The organism is Nocardia higoensis (assembly GCF_015477835.1).
Taxonomy (GTDB): Bacteria; Actinomycetota; Actinomycetes; order Mycobacteriales; family Mycobacteriaceae; genus Nocardia; species Nocardia higoensis_A.
The window spans coordinates 853,166-871,326 of the sequence record NZ_JADLQN010000002.1 but is presented as its reverse complement, the minus strand read 5'-3'; the positions used below and the strand labels follow the sequence as shown (position 1 = coordinate 871,326).

Annotated in this window: 19 protein-coding genes; all 19 read right to left on the bottom strand. The window is 67.3% G+C overall.

Going from position 1 to position 18,161, the window contains the following annotated elements:
• Nucleotides 1–381: 381 nt before the first annotated feature.
• The 19 genes from murA to rho all read right to left on the bottom strand — a co-directional run bounded on the left by murA (nt 382) and on the right by rho (nt 18,032).
• Nucleotides 382–1,695 (bottom strand): UDP-N-acetylglucosamine 1-carboxyvinyltransferase, encoded by a 1,314-nt coding sequence (gene murA / locus IU449_RS17915; protein WP_195003178.1) that lies wholly within the window; start codon nt 1,693–1,695, stop codon nt 382–384.
• Between the two features lie 51 nt (nt 1,696–1,746).
• Nucleotides 1,747–2,328, bottom strand: a complete 582-nt coding sequence (locus tag IU449_RS17910; protein WP_195003177.1) for a cob(I)yrinic acid a,c-diamide adenosyltransferase — start codon at nt 2,326–2,328, stop codon at nt 1,747–1,749.
• Between the two features lie 22 nt (nt 2,329–2,350).
• On the bottom strand, nt 2,351–2,773 hold the full coding sequence (locus IU449_RS17905; protein WP_195003176.1) for a DUF2550 domain-containing protein: 423 nt from the start codon (nt 2,771–2,773) through the stop codon (nt 2,351–2,353).
• Between the two features lie 199 nt (nt 2,774–2,972).
• Nucleotides 2,973–3,365, bottom strand: a complete 393-nt coding sequence (locus IU449_RS17900; protein WP_195003175.1) for a F0F1 ATP synthase subunit epsilon — start codon at nt 3,363–3,365, stop codon at nt 2,973–2,975.
• Nucleotides 3,366–3,371: 6 nt separating this feature from the next.
• On the bottom strand, nt 3,372–4,820 hold the full coding sequence (atpD, locus tag IU449_RS17895; RefSeq protein ID WP_067860413.1) for a F0F1 ATP synthase subunit beta: 1,449 nt from the start codon (nt 4,818–4,820) through the stop codon (nt 3,372–3,374).
• A gap of 78 nt (nt 4,821–4,898) precedes the next feature.
• Nucleotides 4,899–5,870, bottom strand: coding sequence for a F0F1 ATP synthase subunit gamma (locus IU449_RS17890; RefSeq protein ID WP_195003174.1), 972 nt, complete (start codon nt 5,868–5,870; stop codon nt 4,899–4,901).
• A gap of 69 nt (nt 5,871–5,939) precedes the next feature.
• The gene (gene atpA, locus IU449_RS17885) at nt 5,940–7,577 is read right to left on the bottom strand and encodes a F0F1 ATP synthase subunit alpha (protein ID WP_195003173.1); all 1,638 of its coding nucleotides are present in this window, start codon (nt 7,575–7,577) and stop codon (nt 5,940–5,942) included.
• 54 nt (nt 7,578–7,631) lie between these two features.
• Nucleotides 7,632–8,441, bottom strand: coding sequence for a F0F1 ATP synthase subunit delta (locus IU449_RS17880; RefSeq protein WP_195003172.1), 810 nt, complete (start codon nt 8,439–8,441; stop codon nt 7,632–7,634).
• 19 nt (nt 8,442–8,460) lie between these two features.
• The gene (locus tag IU449_RS17875; RefSeq protein WP_195003171.1) at nt 8,461–9,018 is read right to left on the bottom strand and encodes a F0F1 ATP synthase subunit B; all 558 of its coding nucleotides are present in this window, start codon (nt 9,016–9,018) and stop codon (nt 8,461–8,463) included.
• Nucleotides 9,019–9,023: 5 nt separating this feature from the next.
• Complete coding sequence (locus IU449_RS17870; protein ID WP_011207590.1) at nt 9,024–9,269, bottom strand: ATP synthase F0 subunit C; 246 nt, start codon at nt 9,267–9,269, stop codon at nt 9,024–9,026.
• Between the two features lie 79 nt (nt 9,270–9,348).
• Nucleotides 9,349–10,074 carry a F0F1 ATP synthase subunit A gene (gene atpB / locus IU449_RS17865; protein WP_324188299.1) on the bottom strand — a complete coding sequence of 242 codons (726 nt, stop codon included), beginning with the start codon at nt 10,072–10,074 and terminating at the stop codon, nt 9,349–9,351.
• Between the two features lie 370 nt (nt 10,075–10,444).
• A complete protein-coding gene (locus tag IU449_RS17860) occupies nt 10,445–10,903 on the bottom strand; it encodes a hypothetical protein (RefSeq protein ID WP_195003170.1) in 459 nt (152 codons plus the stop codon).
• Between the two features lie 71 nt (nt 10,904–10,974).
• Entirely contained in the window at nt 10,975–12,141 is a 1,167-nt protein-coding gene (locus IU449_RS17855) for an MraY family glycosyltransferase (protein ID WP_416382188.1), read from the bottom strand.
• A gap of 37 nt (nt 12,142–12,178) precedes the next feature.
• The gene (locus IU449_RS17850) at nt 12,179–12,844 is read right to left on the bottom strand and encodes an L-threonylcarbamoyladenylate synthase (RefSeq protein ID WP_195003168.1); all 666 of its coding nucleotides are present in this window, start codon (nt 12,842–12,844) and stop codon (nt 12,179–12,181) included.
• A gap of 179 nt (nt 12,845–13,023) precedes the next feature.
• Complete coding sequence (gene prmC / locus IU449_RS17845; RefSeq protein ID WP_195003167.1) at nt 13,024–13,914, bottom strand: peptide chain release factor N(5)-glutamine methyltransferase; 891 nt, start codon at nt 13,912–13,914, stop codon at nt 13,024–13,026.
• A 55-nt stretch (nt 13,915–13,969) separates the two neighbouring features.
• Complete coding sequence (gene prfA / locus IU449_RS17840; protein ID WP_195003166.1) at nt 13,970–15,040, bottom strand: peptide chain release factor 1; 1,071 nt, start codon at nt 15,038–15,040, stop codon at nt 13,970–13,972.
• Nucleotides 15,041–15,151: 111 nt separating this feature from the next.
• Nucleotides 15,152–15,385: a 50S ribosomal protein L31 gene (gene rpmE / locus IU449_RS17835; RefSeq protein WP_195003165.1), complete on the bottom strand. Its 234-nt coding sequence runs from the start codon at nt 15,383–15,385 to the stop codon at nt 15,152–15,154.
• Nucleotides 15,386–15,568: 183 nt separating this feature from the next.
• Entirely contained in the window at nt 15,569–15,910 is a 342-nt protein-coding gene (locus IU449_RS17830) for a hypothetical protein (protein WP_195003164.1), read from the bottom strand.
• Between the two features lie 133 nt (nt 15,911–16,043).
• Entirely contained in the window at nt 16,044–18,032 is a 1,989-nt protein-coding gene (gene rho / locus IU449_RS17825; RefSeq protein ID WP_228804808.1) for a transcription termination factor Rho, read from the bottom strand.
• Nucleotides 18,033–18,161: the final 129 nt, after the last annotated feature.

The window sequence follows — 18,161 nt, the reverse complement described above, 5'->3', positions numbered from 1 at the left end:
CAAAACAATCGCCAGCCGGAAAATTAGCTGACTAAAAATGTCCGACCCCCCACGGGGGTGAAGAGCCGGAACCAATAAATAATTGGCACTGACATTCATCGACACACTATTGAGTTCTCAAAGAACACACGCACACACATCCGAACCAGAAAAACTCCGGTGCTTCAGTGAGGCAACTTTTCCAGCCTAGCGCGTCCAGTCGTCCGAAACCAAATCCGAACTATGGTCGAGCCAGTGTGATCGCCAGGCGCTCCCCGTCCTACCTCGTTTCCCAGGCCACGCTGAACCTCTCGGCTCGGCGTCTCGGCTCCGGGTCGGTGTCCGTGTCGCTCTGACCTGGAATAAGTTACGTATTTCGGACTACCGTGTCAAATCGCCTGTTCAGAGGGCACTTTGGTGGACACGTTCGTTGTCGCTCCGCTCGACTCCGACCCGCTCGACCCCTCCGCCGAGCGCCTGCAGCTGTTCGACGAAGTTCGGATAGCCGCGATCGATGTGGAAGACGTCGTGCACTTCGGTGACGCCGTCGGCCACCAGGCCGGCCAGGACCAGGCCCGCGCCCGCACGGATGTCCGACGACCAGACCGGAGCACTCGACAGCCTCGGGATACCGCGCACCACCGCGTGGTGACCGTCGGTGCGGGCGTCGGCGCCCAACCGGATCATCTCCTCGACGAACCGGAACCGGGCCTCGAAGATGTTCTCGGTGATCATCGACGTGCCGTCGGCGATCGCCGCGAGGCCGATCGCCATCGGCTGCAGATCGGTCGGGAAGCCGGGAAACGGCAGGGTCGAGAAGTTCACCGCACGCGGACGATCGGGCTGGACGACGCGAAAGCCGTCCACCTCGAACGAGATTCGCGCCCCCGCCGAGCGCAGCTTGTCCAGCACCAGCGCCAGGTGCTTGGGATTGACGCCGGTGACCCGCACGTCCCCCTGGGTCATGGCGGCCGCGATCCCCCAGGTGGCGGCGACGATCCGGTCGCCGATCACGCGGTGTTCGGTGGGATGCAGGCGCTCGACGCCCTGGATGGTCAGCACCGAGGTGCCGGCACCGCTGATCCGCGCGCCCATCTGCACCAGCATGTTGCACAGGTCGACGATGTCGGGTTCGCGGGCGGCGTTGTCGATGACCGTCTCGCCCTCGGCGAGCACCGCGGCCATGAGGATGTTCTCGGTGGCGCCCACCGAGGGGAAGTCCAGCCGGATGCGTGCGCCCCGGAGTTCCTCGGCGCGGGCGACCACACAACCGTGTTCGATCTCGCTGGTCGCGCCGAGCAGGCGCAGGCCGGCCTGGTGCATATCCAACGGGCGCGACCCGATGGCGTCGCCACCCGGCAGCGCGACGACCGCCCGCTTGCACCTGGCCATCAGCGGGCCGAGCACGCACACCGACGCACGGAACTGGGTGACGGCAGGGAAGTCCGCGTGGTACTTCGGCTCGGCCGGGGTGGTGATGGCCACCACCGAACGGTCCCCCGGTTCGGCGTCGGAGATCACGACCTCGCAGCCGAGGCCACGTAGGACCTCCGCCATCAGGGGGACATCGAGGATGTCCGGGCAGTTCGTGATCGTCGTCGTGCCTTCGGCCAGCAGCGCGGCAGCCATCAGCTTGAGGACGCTGTTCTTCGCGCCGCCCACCGCGACCTCGCCGACCAGGCGACTGCCACCGGTGACCAGAAACCGTTCACTCACACCGCGTAGCTTATCCATCACCGGGCGATGCCCTCCGCGTGTAGGGCATCCTCATTCGGCCGACTCGCCGCCGCCCGGCTGCCAGAGGATGTCACCGGCCGGGTTGGTGTAGCGGCTCAGGATGAACAGCAGATCCGACAGCCGGTTGAGGTATCTGGCAGGCAGGACGCTGGTGTCGTCGGGATGCGCGGCGACCGCCGCCCACGCCGAACGCTCGGCGCGACGTGCCACGGTGCGCGCGGTGTGCAGCAGCGCCGCCAACGGGGTTCCGCCGGGCAGGATGAACGAATTCAACGGCGCCAGCTCGGCATTGAACTCGTCGCACCACTGCTCGAGGCGGTCGATGTAGTCCTGCTGGATACGCAGCGGCGGGTACTTCGGCTCCTCGACCACCGGGGTCGACAAGTCCGCGCCCGCGTCGAACAGATCGTTCTGGATGCGGCGAAGCACCTTCGTCAGGTGTTCGGTGGGATCGCCGAGCGCGATGGCGACGCCGATCGCCGCGTTGGCCTCGTCGCAGTCGGCGTAGGCGGCCAGACGCGGATCGGTCTTGGCCACTCGCGAGAAATCACTGAGGCCGGTGGTGCCGTCGTCGCCGGTACGGGTGTAGATCCTCGTCAGGTGCACGCTCACGAGGACAAGCGTAGAGCCGGTGTCACATACCGCGCATGCGCCTGGCACGATCCGAGGGCCGGGACTCCACCCAGGACAGGAAGGCCGCCCGAGCGCCTCGATCGAGGGCGAGCTCGTAGCGGCCGTGGGCATCGGAAACCTCGGTGACGAGGATTTCCTCACTCATGATGTCGAATTCGTCGCCGATCGGACTACGCCGATCGCCGATCTCGATGCCGAGGCGATGGATCACCGAATCGGGGCCGAGTTTGAGGCTGGTGAGCTTGAAGAAGACGAGGCAGTCCTCGTCGTAGCGGATCAGGCCGTGCCGCCAGCCCTGACCACCGTTGGCGGGCAGCACCCGCAGGAGGGCGGAGGTGCCGCCGCGGCGGAGCATGCTCAGGCGGTACACCGATATGGACGCCACCGCGACCAGCAACAACACCAGAATGATCAAGACAACCATCCCGGTGTGCAATGCGGTCCGTCCTTTCGTTCATCCGCACCGCTGGAAAACGGTGCTGGATACCCAGCGGTGGGGACATTCAAACACGAGTCTACAAAGGACCTACAGCCGGTCGGTCTGTGACCTTCGGCGAGACGACTGTCGGCGGCGAGGCATTGCCTCGCCGCCGACAGTACGGGTTTGCCGAACCGGGATGCGATCAGGCGTTCGCGACCTGCTCGACCGCGCGGACCCGGCCCTGCGCCACGCGCAGTTCCTCCGCGCTCGCGGAGCCCTCCGCGAGCACCTTGCGAGCCTCGTCGACATCGACCTCGCCCGCGAACTCCGCGGACTCGGCCAGGATGCGCACCGTGCCCGCGGTCACGGAGAAGAAGCCACCGTGCACGGCGGCGACGATCCGCTCGCCCTCGACCGGGACGATGTTCACGATCCCGCCCTCGACCAGCTGGCCGAGCAGAGGCTCGTGGCCCGGCATGATGCCGATCTGGCCTTCCGTGGTCTGGGCGCTGACGAAGGTGGCCTGGCCGGACCAGAGCCGCCGCTCGACAGCGACGAGATCAACAGACATCTCTTTCGCAGACTCAGCCGCCATCGGTTACTACTTTCCGGCGATCTTCTGCGCGGCCTTCTCGACGTCGTCGAGACCACCGCAGGAGTTGAACGCCTGCTCCGGGAAGTGGTCGAACTCGCCCTTGCAGACCCGGTCGAAGTCATCGATGGTCTGCTCCAGCGGCACGACCGAGCCGGGCTGACCGGTGAACTTCTCGGCCACGATGAAGTTCTGGCCGAGGAACTTCTCCAGGCGCCGGGCGCGGCCGACGAGGACCTTGTCCTCTTCGGAGAGCTCGTCCATGCCGAGGATGGCGATGATGTCCTGCAGTTCCTTGTACTTCTGCAGGATCCGCTTGACCTCGTTGGCCACCGCGAAGTGCCGGTCGCCGACGATCGAGGCCTCGAGGATGCGCGAGGTCGAGGTCAGCGGGTCGACGGCGGGGTAGATGCCCTTCTGCGAGATCGGGCGGGAGAGCTCGGTCGTCGCGTCCAGGTGGGCGAAGGTGGTCGCCGGGGCCGGGTCGGTGTAGTCGTCGGCGGGCACGTAGATGGCCTGCAGCGAGGTGATGGACCGGCCACGGGTCGAGGTGATGCGCTCCTGCAGCTCACCCATCTCGTCGGCCAGGGTGGGCTGGTAACCGACGGCCGAGGGCATCCGGCCGAGCAGGGTCGACACCTCGGAACCGGCCTGGGTGAACCGGAAGATGTTGTCGATGAACAGCAGCACGTCCTGGTGCTGCACGTCGCGGAAGTACTCGGCCATGGTCAGGGCCGAGAGGGCCACGCGCATACGGGTGCCCGGCGGCTCGTCCATCTGGCCGAAGACGAGGGCGGTGTCCTGGAGGACGCCCATCTCTTCCATTTCCAGGTGCAGGTCGGTGCCCTCACGGGTGCGCTCACCGACGCCGGCGAACACCGACGTGCCGGAGAACTCACGCGCGATACGGGTGATCATCTCCTGGATCAGAACGGTCTTGCCGACACCGGCGCCACCGAACAGACCGATCTTGCCGCCCTTCACGTACGGGGTCAGCAGGTCGATGACCTTGATGCCGGTCTCCAGCAGCTCGGTCTTGCCCTCGAGCTGGTCGAAGCTCGGCGGCTTGCGGTGGATGCCCCACTGCTCGCCGTCGCGGCCCAGGCCGGGGGTGTCCAGGCAGTCGCCGAGGGCGTTGAAGACGTGCCCCTTGACGACGTCGCCGACGGGCACCGAGATCGGCTTGCCGGTGTCGGTGACGGTCGCGCCGCGGACCAGGCCGTCGGTCGGCTGCATGGAGATGGTGCGGACGATGTTGTCGCCGAGATGCTGAGCGACCTCGAGGGTCAGCGTCTTGGCCACCGAGGTCAGGGTGATCTCGGCGTGCAGAGCGTTGAACAGCTCGGGGATGGAGCCGCGCGGGAACTCGACGTCCACGACGGGGCCGATGACGCGGACGACGCGACCTGCGGCGGCGCCGGTCCGGCTCGTGTTGTCCTGTGTGACAGCTGCGGTCATTGGTGTTGGTTCTCTCCGTGTCTGGTTGCGGCCTGGGCGGGCCGGTGGTTACGGCCCTCGCTGCGGCCGCAGGCGCTTCTAGTCGCGGTCCGAGCTCGACGCCAGCGCGTTCACGCCGCCGACGATTTCGCTGATTTCCTGCGTGATCTGGGCCTGACGTACCGAGTTGGCCTCTCGCTGCAGGACGCTGGCGAGTTCGTTGGCGTTGTCGGTGGCCGCCTTCATTGCGGTGCGCCGAGCCGCGGACTCGGATGCCGCTGCCTCGAGCAACGACGCGTAGATACGCGTGTTGATGTACTTGGGCAGCAGGGCCGCCAGCAGCACATCGGCGTCGGGCTCGAATTCGTACTGCGCCTGAACCTCGGCGGTCGGGGAGTCGGAGAACGAGTCCGCGCCCATGTCGAAGTTCTCGTCGACGAAACTCACCTGGATCGGCGCCAAGCGGCGCACCTCCGGGGTCTGGGTGAGCATCGAGACGAACCGCGTGTAGACGATGTGCAGCTCGTCGACGCCGGCGATGTCGCCGGTGCCGTGCGGGTGCGGCACCTCGCCGTCGGAGCCCGCCATGAACGCCTCGACCAGGTGGTTGCAGGCGGCCGAAGCATCGGTGTACTTCGGCTGCTGCGAGAACCCGATCCACGACGACACCAGCGGCCGGTTGCGGAAGGTGTAGTAGGTCAGACCCTTGGCGCCCATGACATAGAGCACCGGCTCCTTGCCCTCGCCGCGCAGGGTGGTCATCAGCTCTTCGGCACGCTTGAGCACGTTCGAGTTGTAACCACCGCACATGCCGCTGTCGCTGGTGATCACCAGCACGGCCGCCCGGCGCGGGTTCGCGCGCTCGGTCAGCAGCGGATGCGACAGGTTCTTCGACGCGCTCGCGAGCTCGCTGAGAACCTTGGTGATCTCCTCCGCGAACGGCTTCGCGGCGGCAACCCTGGCCTGCGCCTTGGAGATTCGCGAGGTCGCGATCAGCTCTTGGGCCTTGGTGATCTTCTTGATCGAATTCACACCACGAATGCGGGAGCGCAATTCACGCAAGCTAGCCACGGTTCACACTCCCTTCATTCGCCCTGGTCGGCTCGACGCCGACAATCGAATAGCGCATTGCTCGACCGACTACTTCTCGACGTGCTTACGGGTGACCGACAGCGACTCGACCTCTTCGTGGCCGAGCTCGCCCGCGGCGGGCTCGTTCACGACACGGCTGCCGTCGGAGGCCAGGAAGCCCTGCTTGAACTTGTCGGTGGCCGCCTTGATGGCGTCGCCGTTCTCGGCGTCGAGCACCTTGCCGCCGGCGATCGAGGTGAACGCGTCGGCAGCGGTGCGGTGCAGGTCCTCGAGCAGCTCCGCGTTGAAGCGGCGGATGTCGGCGACCGGCACGGAGTCGTAGTAGCCGGCGTCGACCAGGAAGATCGAGACGATCTGGTCTTCGACCGCGACCGGAGAGTACTGATCCTGCTTGAGCAGCTCGACCCAGCGGGCACCGCGCTCGAGCTGCGCCAGCGACGCGGCGTCGAGGTCGGAGGCGAAGGCGGAGAACGCCTCCAGCTCGCGGTACTGCGCCATCTCCAGACGCAGCGAGCCGGCGACCTTCTTCATGCCCTTGGTCTGGGCGGCGCCACCGACGCGGGAGACCGAGGTACCGACGTTGATCGCCGGGCGGACGCCCTTGTTGAACAGATCGGATTCCAGGAAGACCTGGCCGTCGGTGATGGAGATGACGTTGGTCGGGATGAACGCCGAGACGTCGTTGGCCTTGGTCTCGATGATCGGCAGACCGGTCATCGAGCCGCCGCCCATGGCGTCGGAGAGCTTGGCGCAACGCTCGAGCAGACGCGAGTGCAGGTAGAAGACGTCACCCGGGTACGCCTCGCGGCCCGGCGGACGGCGCAGCAGCAGCGAGATGGCGCGGTAGGCCTCGGCCTGCTTGGTCAGGTCGTCGAACACGATCAGAACGTGCTTGCCCTGGTACATCCAGTGCTGGCCGATGGCCGAACCGGTGTAGGGGGCCAGCCACTTGAAGCCGGCGGAGTCGGACGCGGGAGCCGCGACGATGGTGGTGTACTCCATCGCGCCGTGCTCTTCCAGCGCGGTCTTCACGCCCGCGATGGTGGAACCCTTCTGGCCGATGGCGACGTAGATGCAGCGCATCTGCTTGGTGGGGTCGCCGGACTCCCAGTTGGCCTTCTGGTTCAGGATCGCGTCGATGCAGACCGCGGTCTTGCCGGTCTTGCGGTCGCCGATGACCAGCTGACGCTGGCCGCGGCCGATGGCGGTCAGCGCGTCGATGGCGGTGATGCCGGTGGCCATCGGCTCCTCGACCGGCTGACGCTCCAGCACGGTCGCGGCCTGCAGCTCGAGGACGCGGCGCTCTTCGGCTTCGATCTCGCCGAGGCCGTCGATGGGCTGGCCGAGCGGGTTCACCACGCGACCGAGGAACTTGTCGCCGACCGGGACCGAGAGCACGTCGCCGGTGCGGCGCACCTGCTGGCCCTCTTCGATCTGGGCGTACTCACCGAGGATGACCGCGCCGATCTCGCGGTCCTCGAGGTTGAGCGCCACACCGAGCACGCCGCCGGGGAACTCGAGCAGCTCGTTGGCCATCGCCGAGGGCAGGCCGCTGACGTGCGCGATGCCGTCACTGGTGTCGGTGACGACACCCACTTCTTCGATGGAGGTCTCGGGGGTGTAGCTCTGGGTGTAGCTCTCGATCGCGCTACGGATCTCGTCGGAGGAGATCGTCAGCTCCGCCATGTTCTGTCCTGCTCTCGCTGTAAGGGTCTCGAATGTCGGTGTGGTGACCGGCCGCTAGGCCAGTTCCCGGCGCAGCCGCTCCAGTCGGCCTACGGCGCTGCCGTCGATCACGTCGTCGCCGATCCGGACGACCAGCCCGCTGAGCAGGCTCGTGTCGACCTGGACATGCACCGTGACGGGCTTGCCGTAGATGCGCTGCAGGGAGGCGGACAACCGCTCCCGCTGCTGCGGCGTCAAGGCGATCGCGGCACGCGCGTGTGCGACGATCTGATCGCGGCGCGAGGCCGCCAGGTCGGACAGCTCGTCGAAGGCCGCTCCGATGCCGGTGCCCGCCCGGGTGACCACCTGTTCGGCCAGGGCCACGGTGACCGCCTCGGCCTTACCCGTCAGCAGGCGGGTCAGCAGTTCACGCTTGGCCGTCACGGGCTTCGCGCGATCGGAGAGGGCCTGCTCGAGGTCGGGGTTGTCGGAGATGATCCGGCCGAGCCGGAACAACTCGTCCTCGACCGCGTCCAGCCTGCCCGCGTTGGCGGCCGACTCGAGCAGCGCTTCCTGCCCGAGCACGACCAGCGTGTCGACCAGGTCGGAGGTGCGCGACCAGTCCTGCGCCACGGCAGTGGTCAGCACCGCCAAGGTGGCGACGCTGACCTTGCCGCCGAAGACCCGCTCGCTCAGTTCGGCGCGTGCCGAACCGGGCACCGACACGTCCGCGAGCGCAACACGCAGCGAACGCTGGTCGTCCAGCACGGCCACGACGGCGAACAGTTCCGAACCCGTCGTGGCGGCAACACTGTCGCTTCCGGTCAGAGCGGCCCGAAGCGCTTCCCTGGACCGGGAGCTTGCCTCGCGGCTCGCTGCGTACATGCTTCTCACTTTCGCGTCGTTACCTTCCGACCCCGATGCCGGCATCGGAAGAATCGAGTTCGCTCAGGAAGCGCTCGATCGATGCGGCCTGCTTGGCCTCGTCCGAAACCGACTGACCGATGATCTTCTCGGCCAGGTCGACGGCCGTGCGGCCGACTTCGGAACGCAGCTCGGTGAGGATCTGCTGGCGCTGTGCTTCCAGCTGCGACTGCCCCGCGGCCACGATGCGGTCGCTTTCGGCCTGCGCCTCGGTGCGCATCTGCGCGAGGATCTGCTGGCCCTGCGTACGCGCTTCCTCACGGATGCGCGCGGCCTCCAGCCTGGCGTCGGCCAGCTGCTGCTGGTACTGCTGCAGCGTCTGCTGGGCTTCGGCCTGCGCGGCCTCGGCCTTGGCGATGCCACCCTCGATCTTCTCGGTGCGCTCGGCCAGAACCTTGTTCAGGCTCGGGATCACGAACTTGTAGAAGATCGCGGCGATGATCGCCACGCAGACGATCGACCAGACGATGTCGTACGTTGCGGGGAGGAGGGGATTCACATCCTCACCCTCCGCTGCCAGTACTGCGTACTCGTACATCGGAATCAGAAGATGAAGCCGGCGACGAGGCCGATCAGGGCGAGCGCCTCGGTGAACGCGATGCCGAGGAACATGTTGGTGCGGATGGTGCCCTGCAGCTCGGGCTGGCGGGCGATACCCTCGATCGCCTTACCGACGACGATGCCGACGCCGATGCCCGGGCCGATGGCGGCCAGGCCGTAACCGACGGCTCCGAGGCCCTTCAGCGTCGACTCGTTGGCAGCTTCCTGGGCCAGGTACGAGAGGCTCATGAGTCTTCTTTCCCTTTCTTTTGCTCACCCGCCGGGCGGCGAGGTGCAGCAGGTCTGACGTTGTTGTTGTGCGGTCGGGTCAGTGGGAGTCGGCGTGCTCGGCCAGACCGATGTAGACAGCGGTCAGCAGGGCGAACACGTAGGCCTGCAGGAACACGACCAGCAGCTCGAACAGGGTGAACCCGAGACCCGCGATCAGCGAGAACGGGGAGAACACCTTCATCCAGGCGGTGGCGTCGAACAGGAAGTACCAGGTGGCGCTGAAGAACAGCACCAGCATGATGTGGCCGGCCAGCATGTTCGCCATGAGTCGGACGGTCAGCGTGAACGGGCGCAGGATGAACGTCGAGACGAACTCGATCGGGATCAGCAGCACGTGCAGCGCGGGCGGCACGTTGGGCACCACGATGCTCGAACGCATGTAGGTGAAGAAGCCGTACTTCTTGATACCCACGTAGTTGAACGCGATGTAGGCGATCGCGGCCAGCACGAGCGGCATGCCGATCCGGGCGTTCGAGGAGATGTTCAGGAACGGGATCACGCCGGAGACGTTCAGAAAGAGGACCGTGAAGAAGATCGTCGCGATCAGCGGGAAGAACTTGCGGCCGGTTTCCTTGCCCAGCACCTCTTCGGCGATCTGCTCCTTGACGAAGACCAGGCCGATTTCGGCGACATTCTGCAGGCCGCGTGGAATGATCTTCGGGCTACGGAACGCCAGGTACATGACGGCCACCAGAACAGCCGTCATCAGCAGGCGGACCAGCATCAGACGATCGAGTTCGAACGGCGTTCCCTCGAACAGCACAGCTGGAGGGAAGAAGTCGGTTAGCGACGGCGCGTGGAACTCACCCGCCGCCAAAGTGGTGACGCTCAGCGTTCTCTCCCGTGTTCGGGCCGCGAGGTGGGTTTCATTCCCGCGGTTCGATCGGACATTGACGATCAATTTGGTCGACTGAGGTCGGCTCGAAGTTCGTCAGCAGCTGGGCGGCAAATCCGCTTAGGCGTCTGTACGTGTGTCGGCGACATCGTCGACATGCAGAACCACACCCTCTGCGGGCGCGGTACGGCAGTAAGCATAGCGGCACCATGGGAGGCCCAGGTGACTACCCCCAGCTTGGTTGCTTGCTTACCAACACTTTACCAAGCTATCTACGACACTGTGTAGGGGGGTGAAGTCAGCCCTGTCCATCGGCGGCGTCGCCGTCGCCCGCGGAAGTGGTGACGTACGGAACCCTCTGACGCACAACGCCCGCGGTCTCCGCGCCGAGCACGATCACCAGCGCGCCGATGACGGTCAGGAACAGCACCACACGGTCGTAGAAGTCGAAGCGGGTCAGAACCGCCACCGCGATCAGCACCAGCAGCACCTTGCCGACCCAGCTGACCAGCATGACCAGGCCGGCGGTGCTCGGCGGCAGCTTCGCGCCGAAGAGCACGACCGCCGCCGTGGTCAGGATGAACACTCCGCCGATGGCCGAGCCGAGCAGCGCGCCCCACAGCCCGGGCAGCCCGGCCGCGGCGGTCCCGATGGCCGCGGCGAGCACGACCAGCACCGCCAGACCGATCAGGCCGTAGCGGAGCGCGGCCTTCAGCGGTGCGTCGGGACCGGGCACGGGGGTAGGCGTGAAACTCACGTGACCGACTGTACCCACTGCCGGCGAGAGCCCACCGAGCCGCCGCGGTCTTTACCCGGCACGGGTGGCCGCTACCCGGGTGGCGATGCCCGGCCGGCCTCGTCCCGGCGCCGCAATCCCGGTATCGCGGTCACCACGAGCGCGAATACCAATCCGCCCGCCATCAGCAACACGACCACTCTGCGATCCATCAGCGACGTGCCGACAGCGCCGAATGCGAGGACGCCGACCCACAAGTAGATCAGCAGCACCACCCGGCGATGGGAATGACCGATCTGCAGCAACCGGTGGTGCAGATGCATTTTGTCCGGAGTCGAGAAACTGACGCCCGCACGCACCCGCCGCACGATCGCCAGCAGCAGATCCAGCACCGGAATGAACATCACCGCGCCGACCAGCAGCACCGGCGAGAGCAGGCCGACGATGTCGCGCGGGCCGTATCCCTGTAGCGGAATTCGTCCGGACGCGCCGGTGGAGATCGCCGCGAGCATCAGGCCGATGAGCATCGAGCCGGAATCGCCCATGAATATCCGGGCCGGCTGGAAATTGTGCGGCAGGAATCCCAGGCACGCGCCCGCCAGCGCGGCCGCGAGCAACGCGGGGGGATAGGTGTCGACCGAACCGCCCTGCTCGTAGAGCAGGCCCACCGAGAACACGAAAACCGCGATGGCCGCGATGAATCCGAGGCCGCCCGCCAGACCGTCGAGACCGTCGACGAAATTCATCGCGTTGATGAGCGTCACCGTGATCGCGACGGTGACCAGGCCGCCCTGCAACGCGTCGAGCACCACGGTGGAGTCGTCGAAGGGGTTGTAGATGACGAACCAGCTCAGCCCCATCATGGCCATCACCCCCGCGGCGGTGACCTGACCGGCGAACTTGGTGAGCGCGTCCAGACCCCAGCGATCGTCGACGATGCCGACCACCACGATCAGTGTGGCCGCGACCAGCACCGCCGGGACGTCCGGGGCGTAGTCGAAACCTCGTCGCAGCGCGGGCAACTGGTGTGCGAACAGCACAGCCGCGACGACGCCGGTGTACATGCCGACGCCGCCCATCCGCGGGATCGGCTCCAGGTGCACATCGCGGGCGCGCGGAACGGCGATGGCGCCGAAGCCGATCGCCAGCACCCGCACGCCACCGGTGGCCAGGAAGGTCACGGTCGCGGAGACGAGCAGGACCAGGACGAGCTCGCGGAGCGGAACCACCGAGCCGGCGCCGGAGAACGCCAGGATCACGCCGGACACCGTCCGATCACGGGTGTGCTCACGCGCCTCACCGGGCCGCTGGGCTGGTCAGTTCGTCCGGTGACATGCCGAGCACTTCGGCGATCTCGGTGATCGCGACCGCGCCCTCGCGCAGCACTCTCGGCTGGTCGGCGGTCAGGTCGACGATGGTGGAGGCCACCGCGTGCGCGGCTGGTCCGCCGTCGAGGTAGACAGACACCAGACTGCCGAGCTGTTCACGCGCCTCGGCCACGGTGGTGGCGGGCGGCTGACCGGAGACATTGGCGCTGGAGACCGCGAGCGGGCCGACCTCGCGCAGCAGATCCAGCGCGACGGGATGCAACGGCATCCGCAGCATCACCGTGCCGCGGGTGTCACCGAGATCCCAGGCCAGCGAAGGTGCCTGTTGCACAACGAGACTCAGGCCGCCGGGCCAGAACGCCCGGATCAGTTCCCTGGCCTGCGGGCGCACCGAGAACACCAGCCCGTCGATCGTGTTCCACGACCCGACCAGCACCGGTACCGGCATGTCGCGACCGCGCCGCTTGGCGGCGAGCAGTTCGGCGACAGCGGTCGAGTCGAAAGCGTCCGCGGCCAGGCCGTACAGGGTGTCGGTGGGCATCACCACGAGTCGCCCGGACTTCAGGGCGCTGGTGGCCGCGGTCAGTCCGGCAGCGCGCGAATCGGGATCCGCGCAGTCGTAGACGGTACTCACGGCCCCCATCCTGTCACGCGGCGTGGTGAAGACCCGTATCAGGCCGCCCCTCACGAATGCCGAAAGTCCGGCGGCAGGTGCCGCACTTCCCGATCGCCGCCGACAGGCGCTGTGCTCTTGCCGCTGACGACAGGCTCATGCGGTGTGCCGTCATGACGGGACGGACACCGGCCCGCCGGTCAGGCCGGATCGCCCGGCGTCGTCCTGCGCGCCACGACGAAACGCGGCCTGCCCGCGAGGTCGGGGTGCTCGACGACGTCGGTGAACGCACCGCTGTCGCTCAGCAGCGCGGCCAGGGCCGAGCCGTTGGTGTCGTCGTGCTCGATGCCGGTGGCGCCGCCCGGCCGCAGCAGGCGGATCAGCGTCGGCAGCATCGCGCGGACCACGTCGAGGCCGTCCGAGCCGCCGAAGAGCGCGCGATGCGGGTCGTGATCGGCGACCTCGGGCTCGAGTTCGGCGCCGTCGGGGATGTAGGGCGGATTCGCGAGCACCAGGTCGACGCGGCCGTTCAGCTCGGTGAGCAGGTCCGGATCGGTGACATCGTCGGCGTGCAGGACGATCGGGGTGTCGCCGTCGGCGATCCGGGCGTCGGCATTGCGCCGGGCCCAGGTCAGGGCCTCGGGATCGATCTCGACGGCGTGTACCTCGGCGTCCGGCCTGGCGTGCGCGACGGCCAGGGCCAGCGCGCCCGAGCCGGTGCACAGGTCGACCACGATCGGCTGATGATCGTGCGGTAGCGACTCCAGGTGGGCCAGCGCCCACGCGAACAGCAGCTCGGTCTCCGGGCGCGGCACGAACACCCCCGGCCCGACGGCGAGCTCGATCTCCCCCATCACCGCGACGCCGGTCAGATGCTGCAACGGCTCGCGGCGCACCCGGCGGTCGACGAGTTCGTGGAAGCGCTCGAGCACGCTCGCCTCGACCATCGGCACCAACGCCAGGCGCGGACGCTCGACGCCCAGCAGATGCGCGGCCAGCAGTTCGGCGTCCGCGCGGGGGCTGGCCACCCCCGCCGAGCGCAGTTTCTCCGACGCGGATTCGATGACCGGGCGCAACGCTGTTCTGCTCACGCTCCCACTGTGCCCGAAGTCGGGCACGCACCGGCGCGGGACGACGGAAACGAGGTCACTCGGCGGCCATGCGCGCTTCGCGGTCGGCCTTGCCGAGCGCGTCGAGGAGGGCATCGAGGTCACCGTCGAGCACCGCGTCGAGGTTGTGCGACTTGTAGCCGATGCGGTGATCGGTGATCCGGTTCTCCGGGAAGTTGTAGGTGCGGATGCGCTCGGAGCGGTCCACGGTGCGTACCTGCACGGCGCGTCCGGCCGCGGCCTCCTGCTCGGCCTGCTCCTCGGCCAGCGCCTGCAACCGCGCCGCGAGGACCTGCATCGCACGGGCCTTGTTCTGCAGCTGGGAACGCTCGTTCTGGCAGGTCACCACGATGCCGGTGGGCAGATGGGTGATGCGCACCGCCGAATCGGTGGTGTTGACGCCCTGACCGCCCTTGCCGGAGGACCGGTAGACATCGATGCGCAGGTCCGTGTCGTCGATCTGCACCTGCGCCACCTCGTCGGGCTCGGGGTAGATCAGCACGCCCGCGGCCGAGGTATGGATGCGTCCCTGCGACTCGGTGACCGGCACGCGCTGCACCCGGTGCACGCCGCCCTCGAACTTGAATCGCGACCACACGCCGTCGCGCGCGGCATCGCGGCTCTTGATCGACAGCGTCGCTTCCTTGTATCCGCCCAGGTCGGAGATGGTGGCGTCGAGCACCTCGACCCGCCAGCCGCGCTGCTCGGCATAGCGGATGTACATCCGGGCCAGATCCGCGGCGAACAGCGCGGATTCCTCACCGCCCTCGCCGGACTTCACCTCGAGCACCACGTCGTCGCCGTCGTGCGGGTCGCGCGGGGCCAGCAGATCGGCCAGCGCCTGCTCGAATTCCTCGACCTGACGTTCCAGCTCGGGCACCTCGGCCGCGAAGGAGGGGTCGTCAACGGCGAGTTCCCTGGCCGCGCTCAGATCGTCCTTGGCGGACTCGAGCTTGCGGTAGGTGGCCATCACCGGCGCGAGTTCGGCGAATCGCTTACCGACCCGGCGGGCAGCCGACGGGTCGTTGTGCAGCGCCGGATCGGCCAGCTGGGTCTCCAGACCCGCGTGCTCGGCCAGGATGTCGTCGATCGCGGACGGCTGCGTCATGCTGCTTCCTCTTCCTCGGATTCGGGCCGTGCGGACAGGGGCCCTGATGGGGGTGGGAGAAAAACACCGACGCCCGGGCCTGCGAGGCAGGACCGGGCGTCGGCGAGGAAGCTACTTGGCGTCGTCGGCCTTCTTGCCGGCGCGCTTGCCGTAGCGGGCCTCGAAGCGGGCCACGCGACCGCCGGTGTCCAGGATCTTCTGCTTGCCGGTGTAGAACGGATGGCACTGCGAGCAGACCTCGACGGTGATCTGTCCGGACTGCTTGGTGCTGCGAGTCTGGAAGGTGTTGCCACAACCGCAGACGACAGTGGTGTCGACGTAGGTCGGGTGGATTCCGGCCTTCATGGGTGTCCTCTCGATATTGGCCGCCGGGTCGCCCATGATCGTGTTCGATCGGGACGTGAACCGGGACCGACTAGGCGGGATTGTCCGCGAAATGCGGCGGACGCACGGCGGTCCAGTATGCCAGAACCGTCGTCACCCTCCCAAAACACCCCTCGCAAGCACCTTGTTCCCGAGTTCGGGCGACTACCGCCCGTTCACCGGCGTCCGTTGAGAAACGCACGGATTGTCGGCTGCGGAGAGGGTCGACATGTCGCATATCGCACCGAACAGCATGAGCAGGGGTATCGAGCCGACTCCGAGGAGCGCGTACACGATGTTTCCGGTCGCGAGTCCTGTCGAGCCGCTGTACAAGCCGGTCGAACCCCCGTCGATCGTGGCCGAGCCGGTCGACGGTGCGGGCTCGAGGGTGCCGACCGACGTCAGGGCAGGCGGTTCAGCGGCCGCGATTCCGGTGGTGCCCGCCGTGGCGGAGATCAGGGTGGCGCCGGCGAGTGTGGCGACGGCGAGCCGGACGGTAGTACGCATGGTCGTTCTCCCGTAGTTCTGAAATGAATACGTTTCACACTCTAGGGTCGCGAACACCGCGGTTCGGCGTAACCGAAAAACGAGAGGGCCCCGAATTCTCGGGGCCCTCTCGGTTGTTGCCGGTCCGGCAGGACTACTCGTCCAGCGCGCCCGGCGCGGTCTTGCTGACCTGCATCAGGAACTCGAGGTTGTTCTTCGACTTCTTGAGGCGGTCGATCAGCAGGTCGATCGCCTGATGCGAGTCCAAGCCGGAGAGCACACGGCGCAGCTTGTGCAGCACCGCGGCTTCGTCGGGGTTGAGCAGCAGCTCGTCCTTGCGGGTGCCGGACGGGTTGACGTCCACCGCGGGGAACACGCGCCGTTCGGCGATCTTGCGGTCGAGCTTGAGCTCGGCGTTGCCGGTGCCCTTGAACTCCTCGAAGATCACCGTGTCACCGGTCGAACCGGTCTCCACCATCGCGGTGGCGATGATCGTCAGCGAGCCGCCGTTCTCGATATTGCGCGCCGCGCCGAGGAACCGCTTGGGCGGGTACAGCGCGGTCGAGTCGACACCACCGGAGAGGATGCGGCCGGAGGCGGGCGAGGAGTTGTTGTACGCGCGCCCCAGTCGGGTGATCGAGTCCAGCAGCACCACAACGTCTTTGCCCATTTCGACCAGGCGCTTGGCCCGCTCGATGGCCAGCTCGGCGACCGAGGTGTGATCGCTCGGCGGACGGTCGAAGGTGGAGGCGATGACCTCACCCTTCACCGAACGCTGCATATCGGTGACCTCTTCGGGACGTTCGTCGACCAGCACCACCATCAGGTAGCACTCGGGGTTGTTGGTCGCGATCGCGTTGGCGATGTCCTGCAGGATCGTGGTCTTACCGGCCTTCGGCGGAGACACGATCAGCGCGCGCTGCCCCTTGCCGATCGGCATGATCAGGTCGATCACGCGGGTGGTCAGCTTGTTGGGCTGGGTTTCCAGCCGCAGTCGCTGATTCGGGTACAGCGGGGTCAGCTTGCCGAACTCCGGACGGCGCTTGGCCGCCTCGACGTCGCCGCCGTTGACGGTGTCCAGCCGCACCAGCGGATCGAACTTCTGACGCTGGCTGCCCTGCTCGCCGTCGCGGGGGGCGCGCACCGCACCGGTGATCGCGTCACCGCGGCGCAGACCGTTCTTGCGGACCAGGTTCATCGACACGTAGACGTCGTTGGGCCCGGCCAGGTAGCCCGAGGTGCGCACGAAGGCGTAGTTGTCCAGCACGTCGAGGATGCCCGCGACCGGCTGCAGCACATCGTCCTCGCGGATCTCGAGCTCACGGCTCTCACCGCCGCCGCCTTCGCGTTCGCGCCCACGACGACGCTCGCGGAACCGGCGTCCACGCCGTCCACGACCACTTTCGTCGTCCTCTCCGCCACGCGCGTCGCTGCGACCGCCGCCCTGCTGACCGCGGTCACCTTGCTGGCGGTCACCTTGCTGGCGATCACCCTGCTGGCGATCACCCTGCTGACGGTCACTCTGCTGACGGTCACCTTGCTGGCGATCGCGCCTGCGCTCGCCGGAATCGCCGTCGGACTTCGACTCCTGCGCCTCGGCAGTGTCCGCGCCGGATCGGCCCTGTTCACGACCACGCCGCTGACGGCCACGACCACGCTGCCCCGGCTCTCGACCGGAGTCCTCGCCACCCTCGGTGGAGGTCTGGGCTTCTCCCGCGGCAGAGTCGGACTGCGCGGCGGGCGCCTGCGTCGAGGCGGCGGCCTGCGCGCTCGGCGCGGCGTCCTCGGCCTCGGCGGCGGCCTTCACCTCGGCGGCCTTCACCTCGGCGGTCTTCACCTCGGCAGCCTTGCGGTCGGCGGCCTTGTCCTCGGCGCCCTTCGTTTCGGCGGCGGGCTTGTCGGTGGACTTGCCCTTCGCCGGAGCCTGTACGTCGAGAGTGGTCTGCTCGGCCTTCGCCTCGGAGCGAGCCGGCTTGTCGGACTTGGCGGCCTTGCCTGCCTGATTCTCTTTGATGGCGGCGATCAGATCGCCCTTGCGCATCCCGGAGGTGCCTCGGATCCCGAGCTCTCCGGCGAGGGCGCGCAACTGCGGCAACAACATCCCAGTCAGCCCCGATCGTGCGACGTCGGTATGTTCGCTCATCTTCGAAATCTGTCCGGATTCACTTTCGCGGCCGCCCGAGGAACTTGGGTTGGAATCCACCCCGGGTGTCGCGAGCAGGTCCGTATCTGTCACGGAAATCCTTTCCTTCCCTCGAATGCCGTGTGCTGA

What these genes read in the sequence shown, in the direction of transcription:
- atpA (WP_195003173.1), bottom strand. Translation starts at nt 7,577, where the DNA reads ATGGCGGAGCTGACGATCTCCTCCGACGAGATCCGTAGCGCGATCGAG.
- IU449_RS17900 (WP_195003175.1), bottom strand. Translation starts at nt 3,365, where the DNA reads ATGGCGGCTGAGTCTGCGAAAGAGATGTCTGTTGATCTCGTCGCTGTC.
- IU449_RS17830 (WP_195003164.1), bottom strand. Translation starts at nt 15,910, where the DNA reads ATGCGTACTACCGTCCGGCTCGCCGTCGCCACACTCGCCGGCGCCACC.
- rpmE (WP_195003165.1), bottom strand. Translation starts at nt 15,385, where the DNA reads ATGAAGGCCGGAATCCACCCGACCTACGTCGACACCACTGTCGTCTGC.
- IU449_RS17905 (WP_195003176.1), bottom strand. Translation starts at nt 2,773, where the DNA reads ATGGTTGTCTTGATCATTCTGGTGTTGTTGCTGGTCGCGGTGGCGTCC.
- IU449_RS17875 (WP_195003171.1), bottom strand. Translation starts at nt 9,018, where the DNA reads ATGTACGAGTACGCAGTACTGGCAGCGGAGGGTGAGGATGTGAATCCC.
- rho (WP_228804808.1), bottom strand. Translation starts at nt 18,032, where the DNA reads ATGAGCGAACATACCGACGTCGCACGATCGGGGCTGACTGGGATGTTG.
- IU449_RS17880 (WP_195003172.1), bottom strand. Translation starts at nt 8,441, where the DNA reads ATGTACGCAGCGAGCCGCGAGGCAAGCTCCCGGTCCAGGGAAGCGCTT.
- atpD (WP_067860413.1), bottom strand. Translation starts at nt 4,820, where the DNA reads ATGACCGCAGCTGTCACACAGGACAACACGAGCCGGACCGGCGCCGCC.
- IU449_RS17870 (WP_011207590.1), bottom strand. Translation starts at nt 9,269, where the DNA reads ATGAGCCTCTCGTACCTGGCCCAGGAAGCTGCCAACGAGTCGACGCTG.
- prfA (WP_195003166.1), bottom strand. Translation starts at nt 15,040, where the DNA reads ATGACGCAGCCGTCCGCGATCGACGACATCCTGGCCGAGCACGCGGGT.